At 31.5% G+C, this 22272-nt stretch carries 24 protein-coding genes; 7 read left to right on the top strand and 17 right to left on the bottom strand.

What is annotated here, in order from left to right; all coding sequences use genetic code 11:
* Position 1: 1 nt before the first annotated feature.
* A complete protein-coding gene (locus tag ACSVH2_RS02380) occupies positions 2–739 on the top strand; it encodes a class I SAM-dependent methyltransferase (RefSeq protein ID WP_438091562.1) in 738 nt (245 codons plus the stop codon).
* On the opposite strand, the gene rfbD is transcribed toward ACSVH2_RS02380, so the two are convergent.
* Genes rfbD through ACSVH2_RS02330 form a run of 10 tightly spaced genes read right to left on the bottom strand, consistent with a single transcriptional unit; the run spans position 732 to position 10103 of the window.
* A complete protein-coding gene (rfbD, locus tag ACSVH2_RS02375; protein WP_438091561.1) occupies positions 732–1586 on the bottom strand; it encodes a dTDP-4-dehydrorhamnose reductase in 855 nt (284 codons plus the stop codon). The two genes, ACSVH2_RS02380 and rfbD, sit on opposite strands and share 8 nt — an antisense overlap.
* On the bottom strand, positions 1580–2131 hold the full coding sequence (gene rfbC, locus ACSVH2_RS02370; RefSeq protein WP_438091560.1) for a dTDP-4-dehydrorhamnose 3,5-epimerase: 552 nt from the start codon (positions 2129–2131) through the stop codon (positions 1580–1582). Before rfbC ends, rfbD begins: the two co-directional genes overlap by 7 nt.
* Positions 2132–2989, bottom strand: a complete 858-nt coding sequence (rfbA, locus tag ACSVH2_RS02365) for a glucose-1-phosphate thymidylyltransferase RfbA (protein WP_438091559.1) — start codon at positions 2987–2989, stop codon at positions 2132–2134.
* A 3-nt stretch (positions 2990–2992) separates the two neighbouring features.
* Positions 2993–3976 (bottom strand): hypothetical protein, encoded by a 984-nt coding sequence (locus ACSVH2_RS02360; protein ID WP_438091558.1) that lies wholly within the window; start codon positions 3974–3976, stop codon positions 2993–2995.
* 7 nt (positions 3977–3983) lie between these two features.
* On the bottom strand, positions 3984–5675 hold the full coding sequence (locus ACSVH2_RS02355) for a DUF6909 family protein (protein ID WP_438091557.1): 1692 nt from the start codon (positions 5673–5675) through the stop codon (positions 3984–3986).
* 45 nt (positions 5676–5720) lie between these two features.
* A complete protein-coding gene (locus ACSVH2_RS02350) occupies positions 5721–6584 on the bottom strand; it encodes a hypothetical protein (protein ID WP_438091556.1) in 864 nt (287 codons plus the stop codon).
* Positions 6584–7444 carry a carboxypeptidase-like regulatory domain-containing protein gene (locus ACSVH2_RS02345; protein WP_438091555.1) on the bottom strand — a complete coding sequence of 287 codons (861 nt, stop codon included), beginning with the start codon at positions 7442–7444 and terminating at the stop codon, positions 6584–6586. The genes ACSVH2_RS02350 and ACSVH2_RS02345 overlap by 1 nt, the downstream gene beginning before the upstream one ends.
* Positions 7445–7448: 4 nt before the next feature.
* Positions 7449–8936 carry a GH3 family domain-containing protein gene (locus ACSVH2_RS02340; protein WP_438091554.1) on the bottom strand — a complete coding sequence of 496 codons (1488 nt, stop codon included), beginning with the start codon at positions 8934–8936 and terminating at the stop codon, positions 7449–7451.
* A 2-nt stretch (positions 8937–8938) separates the two neighbouring features.
* Positions 8939–9301, bottom strand: coding sequence for an SdpI family protein (locus tag ACSVH2_RS02335; RefSeq protein WP_438091553.1), 363 nt, complete (start codon positions 9299–9301; stop codon positions 8939–8941).
* 1 nt (position 9302) lies between these two features.
* Complete coding sequence (locus ACSVH2_RS02330) at positions 9303–10103, bottom strand: M23 family metallopeptidase (protein ID WP_438091552.1); 801 nt, start codon at positions 10101–10103, stop codon at positions 9303–9305.
* Between the two features lie 209 nt (positions 10104–10312).
* Between ACSVH2_RS02330 and ACSVH2_RS02325 the strand changes: the two genes are divergently transcribed.
* Positions 10313–10510 (top strand): Sec-independent protein translocase subunit TatA/TatB, encoded by a 198-nt coding sequence (locus tag ACSVH2_RS02325; RefSeq protein ID WP_438091551.1) that lies wholly within the window; start codon positions 10313–10315, stop codon positions 10508–10510.
* Positions 10511–10531: 21 nt separating this feature from the next.
* Positions 10532–10729 carry a Sec-independent protein translocase subunit TatA/TatB gene (locus ACSVH2_RS02320; protein WP_438091550.1) on the top strand — a complete coding sequence of 66 codons (198 nt, stop codon included), beginning with the start codon at positions 10532–10534 and terminating at the stop codon, positions 10727–10729.
* Between the two features lie 77 nt (positions 10730–10806).
* Here the strand turns inward: ACSVH2_RS02320 and ACSVH2_RS02315 are convergent, their stop codons facing one another.
* The 7 genes from ACSVH2_RS02315 to rpiB are packed head-to-tail and all read right to left on the bottom strand — an operon-like array spanning position 10807 to position 16344.
* Positions 10807–11415, bottom strand: coding sequence for a nucleotidyl transferase AbiEii/AbiGii toxin family protein (locus ACSVH2_RS02315; protein WP_438091549.1), 609 nt, complete (start codon positions 11413–11415; stop codon positions 10807–10809).
* A complete protein-coding gene (locus tag ACSVH2_RS02310) occupies positions 11370–11675 on the bottom strand; it encodes a DUF6922 domain-containing protein (RefSeq protein WP_438091548.1) in 306 nt (101 codons plus the stop codon). The genes ACSVH2_RS02315 and ACSVH2_RS02310 overlap by 46 nt, the downstream gene beginning before the upstream one ends.
* A gap of 20 nt (positions 11676–11695) precedes the next feature.
* Positions 11696–13822 (bottom strand): Tex family protein, encoded by a 2127-nt coding sequence (locus ACSVH2_RS02305; RefSeq protein ID WP_438091547.1) that lies wholly within the window; start codon positions 13820–13822, stop codon positions 11696–11698.
* Positions 13823–13831: 9 nt separating this feature from the next.
* The gene (locus ACSVH2_RS02300; protein ID WP_438091546.1) at positions 13832–14653 is read right to left on the bottom strand and encodes an NAD(P)H-hydrate dehydratase; all 822 of its coding nucleotides are present in this window, start codon (positions 14651–14653) and stop codon (positions 13832–13834) included.
* A gap of 18 nt (positions 14654–14671) precedes the next feature.
* Positions 14672–15574 (bottom strand): cation diffusion facilitator family transporter, encoded by a 903-nt coding sequence (locus ACSVH2_RS02295; RefSeq protein WP_438091545.1) that lies wholly within the window; start codon positions 15572–15574, stop codon positions 14672–14674.
* A 2-nt stretch (positions 15575–15576) separates the two neighbouring features.
* Complete coding sequence (locus ACSVH2_RS02290) at positions 15577–15903, bottom strand: hypothetical protein (RefSeq protein ID WP_438091544.1); 327 nt, start codon at positions 15901–15903, stop codon at positions 15577–15579.
* A gap of 9 nt (positions 15904–15912) precedes the next feature.
* The gene (gene rpiB, locus ACSVH2_RS02285; protein ID WP_438091543.1) at positions 15913–16344 is read right to left on the bottom strand and encodes a ribose 5-phosphate isomerase B; all 432 of its coding nucleotides are present in this window, start codon (positions 16342–16344) and stop codon (positions 15913–15915) included.
* A gap of 125 nt (positions 16345–16469) precedes the next feature.
* On the opposite strand from rpiB, the gene ACSVH2_RS02280 reads away from it, so the two are divergent.
* The 4 genes from ACSVH2_RS02280 to ACSVH2_RS02265 all read left to right on the top strand — a co-directional run bounded on the left by ACSVH2_RS02280 (position 16470) and on the right by ACSVH2_RS02265 (position 22271).
* Positions 16470–17918, top strand: coding sequence for a T9SS type A sorting domain-containing protein (locus tag ACSVH2_RS02280; protein WP_438091542.1), 1449 nt, complete (start codon positions 16470–16472; stop codon positions 17916–17918).
* Between the two features lie 718 nt (positions 17919–18636).
* A complete protein-coding gene (gene rnr, locus ACSVH2_RS02275; RefSeq protein WP_438091541.1) occupies positions 18637–20817 on the top strand; it encodes a ribonuclease R in 2181 nt (726 codons plus the stop codon).
* Positions 20818–20858: 41 nt separating this feature from the next.
* Positions 20859–21524, top strand: a complete 666-nt coding sequence (locus tag ACSVH2_RS02270) for a head GIN domain-containing protein (protein ID WP_438091540.1) — start codon at positions 20859–20861, stop codon at positions 21522–21524.
* Between the two features lie 60 nt (positions 21525–21584).
* Entirely contained in the window at positions 21585–22271 is a 687-nt protein-coding gene (locus ACSVH2_RS02265; RefSeq protein ID WP_438091539.1) for a LysE family translocator, read from the top strand.
* Position 22272: the final 1 nt, after the last annotated feature.

The raw sequence follows: 22272 nt of genomic DNA, 5'->3' as shown, positions 1-22272 counted from the left end.
AATGAAAGAAGATTTTGAAAAAAAATACCATGATGTAGAAACAGCTCATTGGTGGTTTACGTCGAGAAGAAAATACTTATTAGATTTGCTAAAAGATGCTCCAAAAAGCAGTAAAATACTAGACATTGGATGTTCATCAGGTATTTTCTTGAAGGATTTGGAAGCGTTAGGATTTACTGCTAAAAATCTATTTGGAATTGATATAAGTGATAAAGCCATTACTAATTGCAAAGCCAACGGCATAGACAATGCTTTTGTAATGGACGCTCAAAATATTACCTTAAATGAGAAATTTGACATCATCATTGCTTCGGATTGTTTAGAACATTTAGAAGATGATGCAAAAGCGCTGAAAAATTGGAACGATTTATTGAAAATTGGCGGGAAAATGTATGTTTTTGTTCCTGCTTTTCAATCTCTGTGGAGTTATCATGACGAAATTAACATGCACTACAGACGTTATAGAAAAGCTGAATTACAATCAAAATTAATGGACGAAAACCTTGAAATTATAAAATCTAGTTATTGGAATTTTTTTCTGTTTTTACCCGTGTATTTGTTTCGTACAATTACTTCAAGTTTTCAAAAAAATAAAACAGGAGAAGGAGATATCACTATTGGAAATCATTTAGTAAATAAAGCATTACTAAACCTCATCATTTTTGAAAATAAACTATTGAAAATTATAAACTTCCCTTTTGGAGTAAGTGCTTTTTGTATCGCTAAAAAAGTTAAATAAGTTTTAAACTTTCCTCCCAATTTTTGATTTCTAAACCAAAAGTGTTTTTGATTTTTGATTTATCCAAAACACTAAACGCTGGTCTTTTGGCAGGAGTTGGAAAAGCTGTTGTTGGTATTGGAAGTAAATTTATACTTATATTGTTGATTTCAAATATTTTTTTAGCAAAATCATACCAGGAACATTGTCCTTCGTTGCTGAAATTGTAAATTCCGAAGTTGGAAGTTGCGAGTTGCGAGTTGCGAGTTTTTAAAATTATCTTAATTAGTACTTGAGCTAAATCAACTGCGTTTGTTGGTGTTCCGACTTGGTCGTTTACCACAGAAATCGTGTCTCGTTCTGAAGCCAAACGCAACATGGTTTTCATAAAATTATTGCCAAATTGTGAATACACCCAAGACGTTCTAACAATGAAATGTTTCTCCCATGTTTTCTGAATTTCGATTTCACCTTCCAATTTGGTTTTACCGTAAATTCCTGTTGGATTGGGTAAATCTTCTTCATTGTAAGGCGTTTGCTTGTTGCCATCAAAAACAAAATCTGTGGAGATATGAAGTAAAATTGTGTTGTGTTCTTTGCAAACTAGCGCTACGTTTTTAGCTCCAATTACATTAATTAAATACGCTTTTTCAGGTTCGCTCTCGGCTTTGTCGACAGCTGTGTAAGCTGCAGCATTGATGCAGAAATGAGGTTCAAATTGTTTAAAAATTTGTTTAACATTGTTTAAATTGGAAATGTCTAAAGTTGACGAATTACAAAAAACAAACTCAATTTGCGGATAATTTTGCGCAATAAATTGCAAACTTTGACCTAACTGTCCGGCACTTCCTGTGACTAAAACTACCATGCTTTTTTGGCGTTTACTATGGTTGGTTGTACTTTGTCTTTTTCAGAAATAATTAATTTTTCTAACGGAAATTCCCAATCAATATTGATGGATTTATCGTTATAAATAATGCCGCCTTCGCTTTCTTTGTTATAAAAATTATCGCATTTATAAAAAAAAGTGGCTGTATCACTCAAGACTAAAAAACCGTGAGCAAAACCTCTTGGCACAAAAAATTGTTTTTGATTTTCACCTGACAAAACCACTGATTCGTATTGTCCGAATGTTGGAGAATTGGGTCTAATGTCAACCGCAACATCAAGTACTTCGCCTTGCAAAACACGAACTAATTTAGCTTGAGCATGTTCCCCAGTTTGATAATGCAATCCGCGCAATACACCTTTAGATGAAAAGGATTGGTTGTCTTGAACAAAATGTATCTTTTGCCCTATTCCGTTTTGAAAGGTGTTTTCATTGAAACTTTCCATAAAATAACCTCTTTCGTCTTGAATGACTTTGGGTTCAATAACGAAACAACCTTCTAATTTTGTTGGGATAAAATTCATTTAAATCAAACTTAATAAATGTTTTCCATAACCACTTTTAAGTAATGGTTCGGCTATTTTTTTTAATTGAACGGCATCAATGTATCCCATTTTAAAAGCAGCTTCTTCAATAGAACCAATTTTTAATCCTTGGCGTTCTTCTATAACTTGCACAAATTGTGATGCCTGCATTAATGAATTGAAAGTACCCGTATCAAACCAAGCTGTTCCTCTGTCTAGAATACTTACCTTAAGTTTTCCTCTTTTTAGATATTCTTTATTAACATCGGTAATTTCAATTTCTCCGCGGTGACTTGGCTTTATATTGGCCGCAATTTCTACCACATCGTTATCATAAAAATAAACTCCAGGAACTGCATAATTTGATTTTGGGTTTACCGGTTTTTCTTCTATAGAAAGTACTTTCCCGCTTGCATCAAAATCGACAACACCATAACGTTCTGGATCATTAACATGATAAGCATATATAATTCCTCCATCGGGATTGTTATTGGCTTGCAATAAATCAGCTAAACCTGTACCATAAAAAATATTGTCGCCAAGCACTAATGCTACTTTGTCATTCCCAATGAATTCTTTTCCGATGATAAATGCTTCTGCTAAACCATTAGGATGTTCTTGTACGGCATATTCAAAACGGCAACCCAAACGCGAACCATCGCCTAATAATTGTCTAAACAAAGGCAAATCGTGTGGCGTTGAAATAATTAATATTTCACGAATTCCTGACCACATTAAGGTAGACAAAGGATAATAAATCATCGGTTTGTCATAAATAGGCATTAATTGCTTACTTACTGCCAACGTTAACGGATGTAATCTTGTTCCCGAACCACCAGCTAAAATAATTCCTTTCATAAATTAACTATTTAGTTTAGCCATTTGTCTTCTGTAATACGATTTTAAAAATCCTACTAAAATAAAAAGAGCTATCAAGAAAAACGGTATCACTATTTTCATTTTTCCGTTTACTGCTTTATTATTTTTAATGTTTAGAGTCGAACTGTTTTCTTTAATAATAGTATCAAGATTAACCAATTCTAATCGGTGTGTTCCTTGTTCATAAACTAATTGATCTTTTGTTTTAATGATAGCGTCTAGCTGAGTGTTTTCGTTGTAATAAACCAGTTTATCACTTTTTTGTGCGCTATTTACTGTTCCTGAAAAGGAATTTAAAACATCATTAATTTGAGAAATTATTGTGTCATTTTGAACCATTTTAATTTTGATATTATTCAAATACTCTTTTTGTATTACTTTGTAATAATCTGAGTTATTAAAATAATTCATAAGAGGTTTCAGTGTCTCTTCATCAGAAGTAGCTTTTGACGTTGTAAATGAAATTAAATGATAAGGATAATTTTTACTTGTTAAACTTTCATTAACAATTTTCTTAATATCACCATCTTCGGCAAGTAATTTTATCATTTCAAAGTTTTGCTCTTTGTTATCAATGAATTTATACACATCTGTAATAGGTGTGATGTTTATAGCCTTGAATTTTTTTGGTTTTTTAATTCCTACAACTTCTTTTAAAAATAAAGTGTCTCCTTCTGAAATTTTAGAATTAATCAATGCAATCTTAGCATATAAATAATCGGTTGAGCCAAAATTTGGGCACACAATTATTTCGTTGTCATATACTTTTGTTGTTTTGTCGAGATAAATCCCAATTCCTACACCGAGCAGAAATAATATTCCAATCCAGATTATATTTCTTTTTAAGAAAAGAAACCCTCGAAAAATTGACGTGGAAATACTTTCGAAAAAATTACCAATCTTTTTAGAAATCTGGGTTAAGTCAATTTCTTGATTGTCTGCGTTGTTTTGAGGTGTTGCACTCATAAAAAAATTATTTTGAGTTAAAAATTTGTTCTAATATTTTAATAGTAATTAAATATGTTGGCTTTACACCTGTTGTACCTAATCCACCTGAAGCTAACGTGCTTCCGGTTTCTAATGGATTATCTGAAGCATAATAGGCATAACGAACTTTCACATTTGGGTTTATGCTTTTTCTAATTTTTGAAGCCGATTGAATAGCTTTTTGATAATAGGCGCCTTCCATTTCAAGACCTATAACACCCCAAGTTGACTCGTGGAAAAACTTCAATAAATCTTTATTCTGAAGTGATGTTCCCAAAACGGTAATCATTGGTCCAGAAAAAACAGGAATATTATTTCCTTCAAACATTTTAGCGTTTAGTTCATTCTCAAATGGATAATTGTCTGCTGTTCCTTCGTTGATGTGTGCCGAAGGTATCATGATGTCTCCTTTTCCTCCTTCAAGAATTCCTGCTTTTCCCATAATAGAAACCGACTCTACATTTAAAAATGTTTTGTTTTTATTTTCTTTATACGGTTTCAATAATTCGTCAATAGTTTCAAAAGCTTGTTCTCCAAAAGCATAATCCATAACGATTAAAACTGGACTTTTCTTCCCGATTTTAGCATTTGGAAAACTTGATTTTGCCCAATCAATTTTGGCTGTATCAAAAATTTGAACATCAATATTAGTTCCCGATTGGTCTGGAATAGAAATCATTCCGTGTTTTAAAGCAAATTCAACTACTTTATTTCTAACAGGATCAGCGCCAGTTTTACTCAATTCTTCATAAATAAAGAAATCGGTTTTATCCTTGTATTTTGGTTGCAAAACCGTTGTAGCAAAAATTGAATTCATCACACTGTGCATGTTCGCACTGATAATATGAATGGGTCTTTCTAGTAAATTGTTTTCTTTTAAAACTTGTTTAATGGTTGTTGCCCAAATTTCTCCATGAATATGATGTCCTAATCTTTCTCTCAAAATTGGACTAAACGTGATCGTTCTTTTGTTGTTGTTTATAATTTCTTCTATGGCTAATTTTCCTAACCAATAAATAATATGTAAAAAACGATCTGGCTTATCTGCCGTTCCAAAAGAAGCATAAACATCTAAAACTTCCGAAAAACTTCTTCCTAAAACATTAGCTGCATGCGAAATAGCTCTTTCTTTTTCTATTTGGGTAAGTTTCTTGTTCTGTTTAACAACTTCTTCTAATTTTTCCCAATCACGTGTAACCTCCAAATCGATGTCATCCAATAAAACTCTGTCTTTTATTTTATGAGACTCAATAAAAATAAAGGTCAAATGCGTTAAAATATCATAAATGTCCGAACGACCACGGGTGATTTCCACGTTCATTTGTTCGTCGTCAATGCGGTAACAATTTCTTCTTCTTTTTGGTGGAACAATGGCCTGAAAATGTGATTTTGAATAGCCTTCGTCTGATGTCAAGTTGATGAAACGACATTCTTCAATGCCTACCGGAAGTCGCTCAATTACATACAGTAAACCATTAAGTTCTACTTTTTCTTCTGCAATGCTTCCATAAATTTCTGGTCTTAGAGAAAGTAATGCTTCTCTTAAAGTTTCTCCCGAAACACCCATTGGTTTATAAAAACCTCTGTTAAATAAATGTCTCATGGTAATGTACAATCGTTCGATAGCTGCCGACGATTCTTGCGCTCTTGAGCGCGAAATGTTTTTAATTTCTTTCATTAAATTGTTTTTTCTAACCTGCAAATATAGGGTTTTTGTGTTTCTTTACTTCACAATATAAATTTCCATAGTTGGAGCCATTTTATTTTCTGATTTTAATTCCCAATTCCCTTTTGTATATCTGTAAATAAGCCCATCAAAATTTACAGTATTAAAACCTGGTTCTGTAGTTTTATATTCTTTGCCTTCATGCGAAATAGTGAATGCGTTTTCTGGTAAAGAAAGTATTTCAAAAGCAACAAAAAATCCCTTATTGGTAACTTGTAAATTATATTGTCTTATGTCAAAAAAATCATTGTCAGTAAATTTTACCTTATTTTGATTAGTACTAGAAAAAGGTAAAATAGAATGATTTACAGTAATAATTATGGGTTCTTGTGTTATTTCTTTTCCGGGTTTATTTTCCTTATTTTCGAAAACTCTAAACTTATAAATGATATTTTTTTCAGAATTTTTGATCGCTCCTATCCTAATTTTTGATAAAAAACTATTTTCATTACAGTCATCACAATTTATTAAATAGGCTTTTAAAATTGTTCCTGAAGCTGATGTTACCTTTTTTAACCTATCCTCTTCTTTACTATTCTTATAAACCAATTTCTCATTTGTTCTATCGCACGGAATAGTTTTTATTACAGATTTCGAAAGAAAAATATCTTTTGTTTTCTTATTTATTTTAAATGGACTGCTCTCATATCCTGTGGTGAAACTTACAAATTCATCATTCGTGAATTCATCACCAATTATGACTTGTCCTTTTTCATTAGAAGTTACTGCATAATCGCTATTTAGCGACCATATTCCAGCATAAGGAATTGGCTTTCCGGTTGTGCTTTCTTTTAAAACAAGCTTAATTTGAGAAGAAACCGAAAGACTTGTTAAGAGTAAAAAATAGATGCCTTTTTTCATTAGTTGGTTAGAATTAGCGTTATTGCGGGTTCGTATCTTCCTGTTTTATTATCATCGTTGCGTATCCATTTTCCGCTAAGAAAAGTAAATCCCACAGGGTTTTGAACATAATTATACAACACAAATGGGTAAAACAGTTTTTGAGTAATCGTTTGATTTGTATTTCGATCTACAGTCGTTCGTTCTAGTTTGTTGTTTTCAATCATTAGCTTTTCAAAACCTACAAAAATTCCTTTTTTTGGCATTATTAAATTAAAATCAGAAACGTCTATTTTAGTACTTTTTCCGCCTTTTTTAATATTGACTATCAGGTCTTTTTTTAATAATTCTGAACCCGGAAATCCATTTTCGTCTACGGCAAAAAAATGAAGTTTTATGGTTGCCGTTTCAATCTTGCTATCTGTTGAGATTTTTACTTGTTTTATATATTTGGTTTTACTGTATTTTGGGTTGTAGGGGAAAAACTTAATGTCGTTTTTGGGTCCATTATCAAAAGCCTGAAAAATGGTGTTCTCTACAATTCCTATTTGGATTTCTTTAGTTTCTTTTTTGTTAAAAATCACCACTTCATCTAACTCGTTTGTAATGGAATGCAAAACCACTTTTGACGCCAGTGCGACTTTTACTGTTTTCTTTTCAAAACCAATAATCGAGAAAAATAAATTTTTGTTTTTATCATTAGTATCGATGCTAAAACTTCCATCTTCTTCAGATGTTGTACCGATATTCTCGTTTTCGACCCAAATGTTTACATACGGAATAGGTTTGTCGTATTCATCAACCACTATTCCTTTGGTTTGACAAAAACTCAAAAAAGTACTCAAAAAAGCTAGAACGATAAAAATCCTTTTATCTATCATCTGTCTATTCTGTTTTTAACATGTCAGCAATTTTTCTATCGTTGCTCAATCGAGGTAATTTATTTTGTCCGCCTAGTTTTCCAATAGATTTCATGTAGTCTTGAAATCCGTTTTTGACAACTTTAGTAATGACAAGTGTTCGCAAAACTTTTCCAACAATCAAATCGTCATAATATACATTTTGTTTGCGCATGGCGTAATCCATTTTTAGTGCAAATTCATCCATGTTTTCTGGTTCATTTTGAAATTCAATAAACCATTCGTGATAGGGTAATCCTGATTTTGGACCTATTTGTGGCGCAACGGTAAACTCATTTACACGAACATCTGTATTTTCCATAGCTTCTTGTAAAGCACATTCCACTTCTTTTCCAATAACATGTTCACCAAAAGCAGAAATATAATGTTTAATCCTTCCCGAAACGATTACTCTGTAGGGTTTCAAACTAGTAAATTGTACTGTGTCGCCAATATTATAGGCCCAAAGTCCAGCATTAGTAGAAATAATCAAAACATAATTCACATTCAATTCGACTTCACCAATTGTATAACGTCTTAGTTTTTCGGTGAAAAATTCATCGGCTTTAACAAATTCATAAAAAATACCCAAATTCAAAAGCAACAACATGCCTTTATCTTTTTGTGAATCCTGATAGGCAAAAAAGCCTTCAGATGCCGGAAATAATTCTATAGAATCTACTTTTCGCCCAATTAAGTTTTCAAATTTAGCGCGATAGGGTTCATAATTCACACCGCCATAAATAAAGAGATTGAAGTTTTTGAAAATTTCACCAACAGACTTGTTTCCTTTTTGTTGCAATTTTTCAAAATACATTTGAACCCAAGAAGGAATTCCCGATATCACCGTCATGTTTTCGTTGAATGTTTCTTCAACAATGGCATCCACTTTGGTTTCCCAATCTTCTATGCAATTGGTTTCCCAACTTGGCATTCTGTTTTTTTGTAAATATTTTGGAACAAAATGCGCCACGATTCCAGACAATCTTCCTAATTTAATTCCGTTTTTTTCTTCCAAAATTGGACTGCCTTGCAAGAAAATCATCTTTCCATCTACAAAATCGGCTTTACCTGTTTCGTGAATATAATTCAAAATGGCGTTTCGTGCCGCTTCAATATGCGTTGGCATCGATTCTTTGGTCAATGGAATGTATTTTGCACCCGAGGTTGTTCCTGAGGTTTTCGCAAAATAAAGAGGTTTTCCTTTCCAAAGTATGTTTTCTTCCCCTTTTACAACTTTATCAACATAAGGTTTTAGTTCTTCATAATCTCTAATTGGAACTTGGGCGGCAAAATGGTCAAACGTTTTGATTTTGGCAAAATTATGGTCTTTACCAAACTGAGTTTCTTTGGCTTGATACAATAAATCTAGAAAAACCTTTTGCTGGGATTCAATAGGTTGTTGAATCCATTTTTGTTCTTTGATGTGAATATAGTGTGCAAAAAGTTTTGCAAACGAAGCTTTTATTGACATTTTTATTGATTTGGAAAATTCTTTTTTAATGCTTTTTCTGTTGAAACAATCAGATAAACTACAACCAATACTACGAAACCTAAACTTAATCCTAATTCAAAATCAACCGAAAGAGAGAATGCCAATTTCAAAAATGAAATCAGAACCAAAAATAATCCTCCTTCAATCATTCTGAGACTAGAAAATTTTTGCGCAAAATCCCATCTCTCTTGGTTTTTCATTGAATTTGGTGTTCTATAACCATAAAAAGAATTAATTTTTTTGGGTGGAAATTGATACAAAACCAAGGCAACAAAAAAGAAAATTGCACCAACAAAAAAGGGCATTTCCATTAAATTCTCAGCTATTGTGTTGACTGTTTCCATATTATTCAAAATCTATAAAAATAGTTGGATCGATCGGATAACCGTCTTTCCATAATTCAAAATGCAAATGTATTCCCGTTGACTCTTGACCTGTTGAACCCGCAAGAGCAATAACTTCGCCAGACCTTACTTTGTCTCCTTGAGAAACCGTTAATGAAGCAGCATGTTTATAGGCAGAAATAAATCCATTATTATGTCTGATGATTACCACGTTTCCTGTGGTTGGCGTCCAATCAGCAAAAATAACTGTTCCGCTTAAAATTGATTTTATTGGCGTATTCTTTGCCACAGCAACATCTATGGCATAATGTTTCAGTTTTGGATTAAACTTTTCCGTTACCATTCCTTTTATAGGAGGAAATAGAACGATGCCTGATTTTGGCTTTGCTTTTTCAAAAAGATTGAATTTATCTTCTCTTGCCACTTCTTCGCGTAATTTTAAATCTGCTTTTGACGGTTTTAAATCTTCCTCCGAAACAGTAACTAATTCAGATGATGTGATAGAATCTTTGCTAAATTTAGCATAGTCCAAATCGCCAGTCAACACCTTTTTGATAGAAGCAATATAGGCTTCATTTTTATTTAAAGCGTTTGCCAATGAGTCTGATTTCAAGGCCAATTCTGTGGCGTCTTTTTTTAATTTTGTAGAGGCGTAACCAGGAATATATTCGCGCAATGGCGTAAAAGCAATAATGTAGGTAGTTACAAAAATTATTAAAACAGCACCAATGGTTGCCACCACAAAAACATTCATCAATGTTAATCGTAAAGAAAACACTTCTTCAAAAGTATCTTCATTCAAAATAACCAAGCGGTTTTTTGTGAATAATTTTTTCTTTAAAATTTTGCGCTTAAGCCGTTTTTCCGACATAGAAATTGAATATACCACAAATATAGAAAATTATATCTGCTTTAGATTTTATTAACTTTAACGTTCTTTAACGCCAAATAGTATCCTGCTATTGATTTATTTTTTACATTTGCCCAATATTTAATTAATACATAGCAATCATGAACTTTTTAATGATATTCTTGGGAGAAATTGGAATGCCTCAAATCTTACTGATTTTAGCGATTGTTTTACTTCTTTTTGGTGGTAAAAAAATTCCAGAATTAATGAAAGGATTGGGTAGTGGCGTTAAAGAATTTAAAAACGCGGCTAAAGACGATACTCCTGCAACTAAAAAAGAAGAAGAAACTAAAGAATAAATAATCAATAAAAAAACAACCATGAACTTTTTAACGATTTCTCTTGGCACAATTGAATTCCCACAAATGATGTTGATTCTAGCGGTTATTTTATTGCTTTTTGGTGGTAAAAAAATTCCAGAATTAATGAAAGGTCTTGGAAGTGGCGTGAAAGAATTTAAAAACGCTGCTAAAGACGATACTCCTGCAACTAAAAAAGAGGAAGATAAAAAAGAATAACTTTTTTAAATTCCAAAATGATAAATCCCAAATTCCAATCTATATAATTGGAATTTGGGATTTGTCTTTTTTGACTGTTACAATTTAATTACTTCTTCGATGATTTTTTGCTTACAAGTTTCCCAGTTGAAATCTTTGAACATAATGGTTTGTGGCTGTGCATCTGCTTCGGCAAAGTAGGTTAGGCTTTTATGAAGTAAAAAAACAGAACCATCAGTAAATTTTTTATTGTAGAAATTTATCATTTCTTTTAAAGAAAAATCTTGTAACAAAAAATACAAATCAATAAAATCCTTTCTACTTCCTCTTCCTAAAATAGCGTTTAGTTTCATTGCCGCAATATCTTTTTTTGAAGCTAATCGAATGCCTTCTATTTCAGAATGTTTCTCTAATAATGGATATTGATAATTTACAAAGTCAACTTTAATATCATTTATTGTGCTTATAAAAATATTTCTAGATGCTTGACTAATTTCTACATTGCCAAATTCTTTGAGTTTATCTAAGAAAATTTCTTGAATAATATTCTGATTTCCAAATAAATCGATATCTATTGAATTTCTATGTCCAATTTGTAATGCTAATGATGTTCCTCCAACTAAAATAAAGTTCTTAAAAAATTCATCATCCATTAATTTTTTTAAGAGTTCCAGTAATTCTGGACTAGTTGTTTGTGTTTGTAACATCTAAATTCTTCTTTTTTTATATTGAAAATTGTAGCAATATAAGATAGTGAAACAGCATCTAAAGTTCTAAATTCAAGTGCTAACTTTTTTATTTTTTCTAATCCGTAAAGCTTCTTTAATAAATTCCAATCTTCTAATTTGCCATACTCGATTACTCGTTGAGCAAAAAAACCAGCATGTTTTTCAAAATCAAAATCATTCAAATCCACATCCCAAAAAAGATGTTTCGAAAAGTCGTTGATGGTAATTTCTAGGTTCATAATTACAAAGGTAAGTTTTTTTACAAAATCATCGTCAACTGAATTCTCTTTCTATCTTCATCAACCTCAACCACTTTTACTTGGACGTGTTGGTGTAGTTTTACAACTTCATTTACATCCGATACAAATCCTGCTTTGAGTTGTGAAATGTGAACCAAACCGCTTTCTTTAATTCCGATATCGACAAAACAACCAAAAGCGGTAATGTTGTTGACAATTCCGGGTAAAATCATTCCGGATTTAACGTTTTTAATAGAAGTAACATTGGGGTCAAATTCGAAAACTTTAGCCGCTTTTCTTGGATCTAAACCAGGTTTTTCTAATTCTTTAACAATGTCTTTTAACGACAGAATTCCAATTTCTTTGGTGATGTAATCTTCTAGTTTTATTTTGGAAATTTTTTCTTTATTGGCAATTAAATCATTGGTTTTTAATCCTAAATCTTTTGCCATTTTCTCCACAATTTCGTATGCTTCTGGATGAACAGCTGAATTATCCAACGGATTTTTTCCATCTTTAATTCTGATAAATGCTGCAGCTTGTTGGTATGCTTTTTCACCCAATCTTGGCACTTTTTTAAGTTGCTTTCTGTCTTCAAAAGCGCCATTTTCTTGACGATAAGCTACAATATTTTCCGCCATTTTTTCGCCAATTCCCGATACATAACTCAACAACGATTTACTAGCTGTGTTAATATTTATTCCCACTGAATTCACACAACGCACCACAACGGTATCTAACTCTTCTTTGAGTTTTGTTTGGTCAACGTCATGCTGGTATTGTCCAACACCGATGGATTTTGCATCGATTTTTACCAATTCGGCCAACGGATCAGAAAGTCGTCTTCCAATAGAAACCGAACCACGAACGGTTACATCATAATTTGGAAATTCATCTCTCGCTATTTTACTCGCCGAATAAACTGATGCACCAGCTTCTGAAACTACAAAAACTTGAACTGGCTTATCAAAAGCAATTTTCTTTATGAAGAATTCTGTTTCTCGAGATGCAGTTCCGTTACCAATGGAAATCGCTTCAATATTATAAGCGTTTACCATCGAACGGATTTTTTTCATCGCCATTGCACTTTCATTTTGTGGAGCGTGCGGATAAATAGTTTCGTTATATAATAAATCTCCTTTTTCGTCGAGACAAACTACTTTACAACCACTTCGAAATCCTGGATCGATGGCTAAAATTCGTTTTTCTCCCAATGGTGGCGCGAGCAAAAGTTGGCCAAGATTATTGGCAAATACATCGATGGCTGTCTTATCGGCTTTGGCTTTGGCTTCTTGTAACGTTTCGTTTGAAATAGCTGGTTCCAACAATCGTTTATAACTGTCTTTTATCGCTAATTCCAAATGCGATTTTGCCTCTGAACGATTGTTTTTTATGATATTTTCTTCTATGAAGTCAATTGCTTCTTCTTTCTCAATTTCTACATTTAGTTTTACAAAACCTTCAGCCTCGGCACGCAACATAGCTAATAATCTGTGTGATGGCGCTTTAGAAATGGGTTCGGACCAATCGAAATATTGTGAAAATTTTTGAGCGTTTTCTTCTTCGGCTTTCTTTTTTACAACCTTCGTTTCTATAACAGCCTTTCGTTGAAATAATCGTCTTAAATTTTTTCTAATGAATATATTTTCGTTAATCCATTCGGCAATGATATCTCTTGCGCCTTGCAAAGCTTCGTCTTCGTTGGCAACATTTTTATTTAGATATTTTGAAGAAATAAAATCGATGTCTTCATTTCCTTGAGACATGATGATTTTTGCCAGAGGTTCCAATCCGTTTTCACGAGCGACATCGGCTTTGGTTTTTTTCTTCTTTTTATATGGCAAATACAAATCTTCAATTTCTTGTAAATCGAAACTGTTGGAAATTTTAGCTTTTAATTCGGGCGACAATTGTCCTTGTTCTTCTATCGTTTTTAAAATACTTTCTTTACGTTTTACAATTTCTTCATATTGCTTCGAAAGTTTGGCAATTTGCTCAATAACCACTTCATCCAAATTTCCAGTTTGGTCTTTTCGATAGCGAGAAATAAAGGGAATAGTGCAATCTTCTGAAAGTAATTTTAAGGTAGCTTCAATGCTTTTTGGCGAAGCCGTAACTTGGCTTTGAATGAAATTTATGTTGGTCATTTTAAAAATTTATTTTTGAATTTGCTGGAAAGCATAACCAAGATTATCGATAACATCAGTTATCAACATGCTTTCTTCGCTTTGTGTTTTTAAGGTAATATCAGCAGCCAATCCGTGAAGGTAAACACCAAGAATAGCGGCATTTATTGGTTCATATCTTTGTGCTAAAAACGCCGTAATAATTCCTGTCAACGCGTCGCCCGAACCACCTTTTGCTAAGCCTGCATTTCCTGTTGTGTTTTCAAAAGATTGAATACCATCGGTAATAAAAGTTTGATGTCCTTTCAAAACAATAATACAATTATACTCGGTTGCTTTCGTTTCGGCTGTTGTTTTTCTTTCAGAATCTGATTGATGATGTCCAAAAAGTCGGTCAAATTCTTTGACGTGTGGCGTTAAAATAGATTTAGCAGGAATTTTTTTGAGTAAATTTTGGCTTTTGGCCAAGATATTTAAAGAATCGGCATCAAAAACACATGGCGATTTTAAGTTTTCCAATAATAATTCTGTTTTTCTTTCGGCTGATTTATCCGTTCCAAAACCTGGACCAATAGCAAAAGCATTGTATTTATCCCAATCGTTTTTTTCTTCCCTAAATTCTACCATAGCTTCGGGAATGGGAGTAAAAATTGAAGTTCTTTCTTTCTTTGGAATATTTATAGTAACCAAACCTACTCCAGCTCTTAAACAAGCTTTTGTGGTTATAATTGCTGCACCCATTTTTGTTTTGCTTCCGGCAAATAGTAAAGCATGACCATGATTCCCTTTATGAGAATTAGGCAATCGGTTTATGAAGATTTTTTTAATATAATTTTGGTCTAAAAGGATCATAATATAAAGTTAGGGTTTTTAATCCTGAACGATAAAATCTTTTGGGTCTTCTTTTTTAAATTCGGGTTGAATATTGATGTGGTTGATATGGAATTTTTGAAAAAGTATTTGTTCAACTTCGTGTAGCAAAATATTGAATTCACTCATTTTTATATCTTCTGAACAATCGAGATGCGCTTCGAGATGTAATTCTTCATCATTCAAATGCCAAACATGAATGTGGTGCAATTTATTCACTCCAGGAATTTTATGTACTTCGCGCACTATTTCTTTGATGTCAATATAATCTGGCGTGAACAGCATCAACATTTTGGTAGAAGTAATTAATAATTTTACCCCTACAACGATTAGATAAATAGCAATAGCAATAGTCATTACACTGTCAACCCAAAACCAACCATAAAAATTCATTAACAAACCACCTACTAAAACCGCTACAGAAGCCATCATATCCGTCAATAAATGCAAATAAGCCGATTTCATATTAATATTATGTTCGGCATCTTTTTGTAATAATAAAACTGAAAAACCATTGACAACGATACCCAAAATAGCCAACCAAATTACCAATCCCGACTGAATTGGATGTGGATTAAAAAAGCGTTCTATTGCGCCATAAACAAGAATTAAGGCAACAATAACAAGTGTGGAAGCGTTTACAAAAGCAGCAATTAATTCAGCTCGTTTGTATCCAAATGTATAATCAATAGAAGCTTTTCTTCTGGATAATTTATTGGCTATCAAACTAAAAACCAAGGATAACACATCAGAAAAATTGTGTAAAGCATCAGAAATCAATGCTAAACTTCCCGATATTATTCCGCCTACGATTTGAGCAATCGTTATTAAAAGGTTTAATAAAATAGAATAGACAAGGTTTTTACTTTTTACTTCATGTTTATGAATATGTATTTCACTCATTGTTAATTATTTAAAATAACTCCATAAACTTCAAAACCTATCTGAAGAAACAAATAACCAATTGGAACGTTAAGAAACATTAGAAATAGAGTTACTAAAATAGATTTTCTATCCTTTTTATTTTTAAGAAACAATGAGATTAAAATTATAGAAAGTGACGTATTCAAAACAAAAAAAGTAATCATAAAAAACAGACTAATATAAATCATTCCGCTGTAAGCTGTTAAATAATATAGCGCTAAAATAAATCCTCCTAGCAAAAAAGTGAGTAATGCTACTTTTCTACTCAAACTGTTATAATCACTTACTGAACTTAGGTTTTGAAGCATATTTATTTTTTATTTACAGGCTATTTTGTTTACGCGAGTGGCGTGTCTTCCGCCTTCGAATGCTGTATTTAAAAAAGTATCTACCATTTCAACAGCTTGTTGAATGGAAGTAAATCGAGCTGGAATACTGATAATATTAGCATCATTATGTTGACGAGCTAAAGCGGCAATTTCTTTAGTCCAACATAATGCAGACCGAATTCCTTGATGTTTATTTACAGTCATGTTAATTCCGTTTCCTGAACCACAAATAACAATTCCAAAATCAGCTTTTCCTGTTTCAACGTCCATAGCTACAAGATGACCAAAATCAGGATAATCCACACTGTCAAAAGTATCTGTTCCGTGATTGAATATTTCATATCTTTTTGCTTGTAAAAAAACAACAATAGCTTTTTTATAATCTGGTCCTGCGTGATCGTTTCCGATGGAGATTTTCATCTTATTTAAATATTAATTTCCACAAAAATACTAAAGAATGTAAAATGTCGTAGTTTAAAATTTAAATACTTGATGTTTTATAAATATAATTACTATTTTTATTAAAAAAACTTAAAATCAATGCTATGAAAAAGAGTTTGTTTTTTATTTTCCTTCCTTTTTTGTGTTTTGCTCAAATTCAAATAGGTGCTGACATAAATGGAGAATCTGCTGGAGATTTATCAGGAACAAGTGTTGCTATATCAAAAGACGGAACTATTGTAGCGATAGGAGCTCCAAATAACGTCGGAAATAATCCAAATTCTGGCCATGTTCGTGTGTATCGAAACATATCAGGTACTTGGAATCAAATAGGAGCAGATATTAATGGAGATGCATCTGAAGATTTTAGCGGTTTTAAAGTTGCTCTTTCTTCTAATGGTTCTATAGTGGCTATTGGAGCAATTTCAAATGATGTAAATGGCTCTAATTCTGGCCAAGTTAAGGTTTTTCAAAATGTTAATGAGATTTGGACTCAAATTGGTTCTGATATAAATGGAGAATCTCAAGGTAATAATTTTGGATATAGTTTAGCTCTTTCTGATATCGGAAACATTCTTGCTATTGGTGCTAGTCATAGTAATGGTTATGTAAAGGTATACAAGAATATAAATGGTTTTTGGACGCAAATTGGTAATAATATAGTTGGAGAAGCTACCAATGACCGTTGCGGTACTAGTGTGGATCTTTCTAAAGATGGAACTGTTTTAGCGGTTGGTGCTATGTTTAATGATGGAAACGGATTTAATTCTGGTAATATTCGTGTTTTTAAAAATATTAATAATGTTTGGACTCAAATTGGTTCTGATATCGATGGTTTAGAAGCTGGTGACCAAACGGGTTTTAGTGTTTCCCTTTCTGATGACGGAATGACTATTGCAACACAAGGATACAATTTTAACGGGGTTTCTGGTGGTTCTGGTTATGTTCGTGTTTTTAGAAATATAAATGGAAGTTGGTCTCAAATAGGAAGTACAATTTATGGAAATACAAACACTGATAGTCTTGGTTATGTTGTTTCATTATCAGATAATGGAACAATTTTAGCAGTATCTGCCATTTATAACGATCAAAATGGTATAGATTCTGGACAGGTACAAGTTTATCGAATTTCAAATGGTGTTATGACACAAATTGGTGTAAATATTAATGGTGAAGCTGCTTTTGACACAAGTGGTTGGGGAATGGCTTTATCGGGAGACGGAACAACAATAGCTATTGGTGCAAGAGGAAATGACGATAACGGAAATAATTCTGGACATGTAAGAGTATTTGATTTATCATCCATTTTAAATATAGATGATTTTACAATAAATAATTTTATTATATTTCCTAATCCAGTAAAACAAGAATTGAACATAAAAATGGAGAATAATTCTATTTTAGAAAAAGTCAATTTATACAATCTGCTAGGTCAAAAGATTTATGAAACAAATAGTGCTTTTTTAGATGTGAGTCCATTTCAGAAAGGGTGCTATTTAATTGAAGTGATTACTGGAAATGGAAGGATAATTAAAAAGGTGGTTTTTGAATAAACAGTCATAATAAAAGAGAAAAAAGGAGTGTTATAAAACACTCTTTTTTGTATATGTAAGTCTTTGATAATTAATACATAATAATTTTATTTTTTCTATAACTATTTAAAAATCAATATATAGTATTCAATAAAAATGTTAAAATTATAGAATGTTAATAGTAATTTGCAATTCGTTGATAATCAGTTAACCTTAAATTAACATTAAATGTTAACAACTTTGGATAGAAAATTAGAAGTTTTTTAAGGAAGTAAAAGAAATTTTTCTAATCAAAAATTGAAACAAGAAAATCAAATTTAGTTTGGACTTTTTTTAGACAATTTATCAGCATTTAAAAGAGAGTTTTTAACAACAAGAGAGTATAAAACTTATTAAAAAAATTACTTCTTTTTATAATACTAACAACTGTTAATAAAAACTAAAATTTTACTCATTTTTAAGACTTTAGAATGTAATACAATTGTTAATTTCTCTGTATAAGTTAACATAACTTTTAAAAGATGTTTTTAAATAAAAAGTTATTCTAACTATTAACACGCTATAATAACCATCATAAATTTAAATTTAATTAAATCTTTTTTTTAATGATTCTAATGATTGTTGAAAACTCTAATTTTTTTATAAAAATAATAAATGTTATTTTTTCTATAAATCTTAATACTTGATACATTAATCTTAATACTATTTTGTAATTTTCAGCATTAAAAGTAAAGATACAATGAGTAAGAAACCTAAAAAGTTCGGAAAAAATGAAAAGACATTTTCCGAGAAGATATTTAAAATATTATCCAAAAATGCCAATAAACCTTTCAATTACAAACAAATAGCCGCTATACTTGAACTTGATGATACTAAAAGCAGAAACGAAATAATAAAAGATTTAAAGATACTTGCCGCACAAAAATTAATTATCGAGTCAGAACCTGGAAAATATCTAGTAAAAGCAGCTAGTCAAGAATATTACGAAGGTACTATTGATATGACTTCTCGCAAGACAGCTTATTTTGTTTGTGATGAATTAGAACATGATGTTTTTGTTCCTTTTGTAAATTTAAATCATGCTTTGGATAATGACAAAGTAAAAGTTTATGTATACAACAGACGAAGTTCTAGAAAACCAGAAGCCGAAGTTTTAGAAATTTTAGAAAGAGCCAAAGAAGAATTTGTTGGAGTAATTGATATTCAAAAGAATTTCGGATTTGTTACTACTGCAAATGCTAAAATGTACACTGATATTTTTATTCCAAAAAATAAATTGGGTGATGCTGAACATGGAGATGTCGTTTTAGTAAAATTAGAAGATTGGCCAGCTAAAGCTGATTCTCCTTTTGGTTCAGTGATAAAAGTACTTGGAAAACCTGGAGAACACAATACAGAAATTCACGCCATACTTGCAGAATATGGTTTACCTTATGATTTTCCGATAGAAGTAGAAGCTTATGCTAATAAACTTGATACTTCTATAACACAAGATGAAATCAATAAACGAAGAGATATGCGAAAAGTGCTCACGTTTACTATTGATCCAAAAGATGCCAAAGATTTTGATGACGCACTTTCTTTTCAAGTTTTAGATAATGGAAATTATGAAATTGGCGTTCATATTGCCGATGTTTCCCATTATTTAAAAGAAGGTACAATACTGGATGATGAAGCTTATAAACGTGCCACTTCTGTTTATTTAGTTGACAGAGTTGTACCAATGTTACCAGAAGTATTATCAAATTTTGCCTGTTCGCTTCGACCTCACGAAGAAAAATATACCTTCTCAGCAATTTTTCAATTGAATTCTAAAGCTGAAGTTTTAGATTCTTGGTTTGGAAGAACGGTAATTTATTCAGACCAACGTTTTTCATATGAAGAAGCACAAAGTATTATCGAAACAAAATCTGATGTAATTCCAGCTGAAATTTCATTGACAGGAAAGGAGTATAAAGTGCCAGCGGAAATTGTAGCAGCCACATTAAAACAAGATGAATTAGCTAAAATTCTTCGAAGAAAAAGAATGGCTGAAGGTGCTATTTCTTTTGATAAAGTAGAAGTAAAATTTAATTTAGATGAAAATGCAGAACCGGTTGGAGTTTTCTTTAAAATATCCAAAGATGCCAATCATTTGATTGAAGAATTTATGTTGTTAGCCAACCGAAAAGTGGCTGAATTTATTGGAAAACAAAAGAAAACCTTTGTTTATAGAATCCACGATGAGCCTAATGAAGACAAATTAATTAATCTTCAAACAGTAATTTCAAAATTTGGTTATTCTATCAATATGAAATCCAAACAAGATATTTCTAAATCATTGAATAATTTACTAAATGAAGTAAACGGTAAAAAAGAACAAAATTTAGTAGATACTTTAACTATACGAAGTATGAGTAAAGCTAAATATTCTACGGAAAATATTGGACATTACGGATTAGCTTTTGATTTTTATAGTCATTTTACTTCTCCAATTCGTCGTTATCCTGATGTGATGGTACATCGATTATTGCAATTTTATTTAGATGGTGGGAAATCAGCCGATGCTGATATTTATGAAGAAAAATGCGCTCATTCTAGTGATATGGAAGGTTTAGCAGCACAAGCCGAAAGAGATTCGGTAAAATACATGCAAGTAAAATACATGCAAGACCATAAAGATCAAGAATTTCTTGGTGTAATTTCCGGAGTTACCGAATGGGGAATTTATGTAGAAATCATCGAGAATAAATGTGAAGGAATGGTTCGTATTCGTGAAATAAAAGAAGATTATTATACGTTTGATGAAAAGCAATATGCACTTGTAGGTGAAATATCAAAAGGTTTATTACAATTAGGTGACGAAGTTTTTGTAAAAGTAAAAAATGCCGATTTAGTAAAGAAACAATTGGATTTCCATTTTATTAGAAGAAATGAGTAATTAGTATTCAGTTATTAGTGTTCCTTATAAATTTAAGAATAATGAAAAAGATACTTTATAGTTTATTAGCAGTTAGTTCGATGGCTTTTGGACAAATAGAAAAAGAAGTAGGTGATTTTAACAAAGTTACTTCCTTTGACCAAATTGATATTTTCTTGATTAAAAGTACTGAAAACAAAGTGATTATCGATGGAAAAGAATCAGATGAAGTAGAATTAGTTAATAAAAATGGTGAATTAAAAATCAGAATGCCGTTAACCAAATTACTAAAAGGAGATAATATTTCGGTTACTGTTTATTTTAAAAACATTGATGCTGTTGAAGCTAACGAGGGTTCAAGAATATCTTGTGGAGATAGTATTGAAGCTACTATTTTTACTATAATAGCCAAAGAAGGATCAGAAGTAAAATTAATCCTTGATGTATCAAAGTTGAATGTAAAAGTTTCAGACGGTTCTATAGTTAAATTAGAAGGAGATTCCGAAAATCAGGATATTGTAGTAAACTCTGGAGGAATTTTTGAGGCAGAAAAAGTTAAGACAAAACAAACAATAATTACCGTAAATGCTGGAGGTGAAGCAACTATTTTTGCAACTGATTTAGTTGAAGCTAAAGTTCGCGCTGGAGGAGAAATTTCCATTTATGGAAACCCAAAACAAGTCAATAAAAAAATTATTGCAGGCGGAACTATTGAGTTAGCAAAATAGAATTTATTTTAAAAAATTAAATTTTAAATTCTAACTTGCAATTCTAAATTTTAAAAAAGAATGATTAACGATATTTTATCAGCAATTCCACTTGGATTTTTTCTAAGTTTTATGATTGGACCTGTGTTTTTTGTTTTGCTAGAAACCAGTGTTGTCAAAGGATTTAGAGCTGCTATCATATTTGATTTGGGTGTTGTTTTAGCGGATATAATTTTTATTATAATAGCTTTTTTTAGTAGTTACCGATTAATACAAAGTATAAAAAACGATCCTGCTTTATTTATTTTTGGAGGATTAGTAATGCTCACTTATGGTATAATCTCTTTTGTAAAAAACAAAAAAGAATCTAAAAAAAGCATCGATGAAATTGACCCAAAAGAACTAGCAAAAACCAATTATTTATCTTTATTTATCAAAGGTTTTTTCTTGAACTTCATCAATATTGGTGTGCTTGGTTTTTGGTTAGCTATCTTGATAACTGTAGGTCCACAACTAGAATTACAAACCTCTAGAATGTTGACTTTTTTTTCCACTTTAATAGTTACTTATTTTATAACTGACATTTTTAAAATTCTATTAGCTAAACAATTACGTAATAAACTGAACCCAAAAAATATTCTTTTGATCAAGAAAGTTATTAGTATTATTCTAATTGTTTGTGGTGTTTTTTTACTTTCACAAGCTTGGTTTCCCAAAGAACAAAAAATAGTGAATTCTGCTATTGAGCAATTAGAAAATGAGAAGTAAA

The organism is Flavobacterium sp. RSB2_4_14, from assembly GCF_051547085.1.
GTDB lineage: Bacteria > Bacteroidota > Bacteroidia > Flavobacteriales > Flavobacteriaceae > Flavobacterium.
This window is presented reverse-complemented; position numbering and strand designations above follow the sequence as displayed.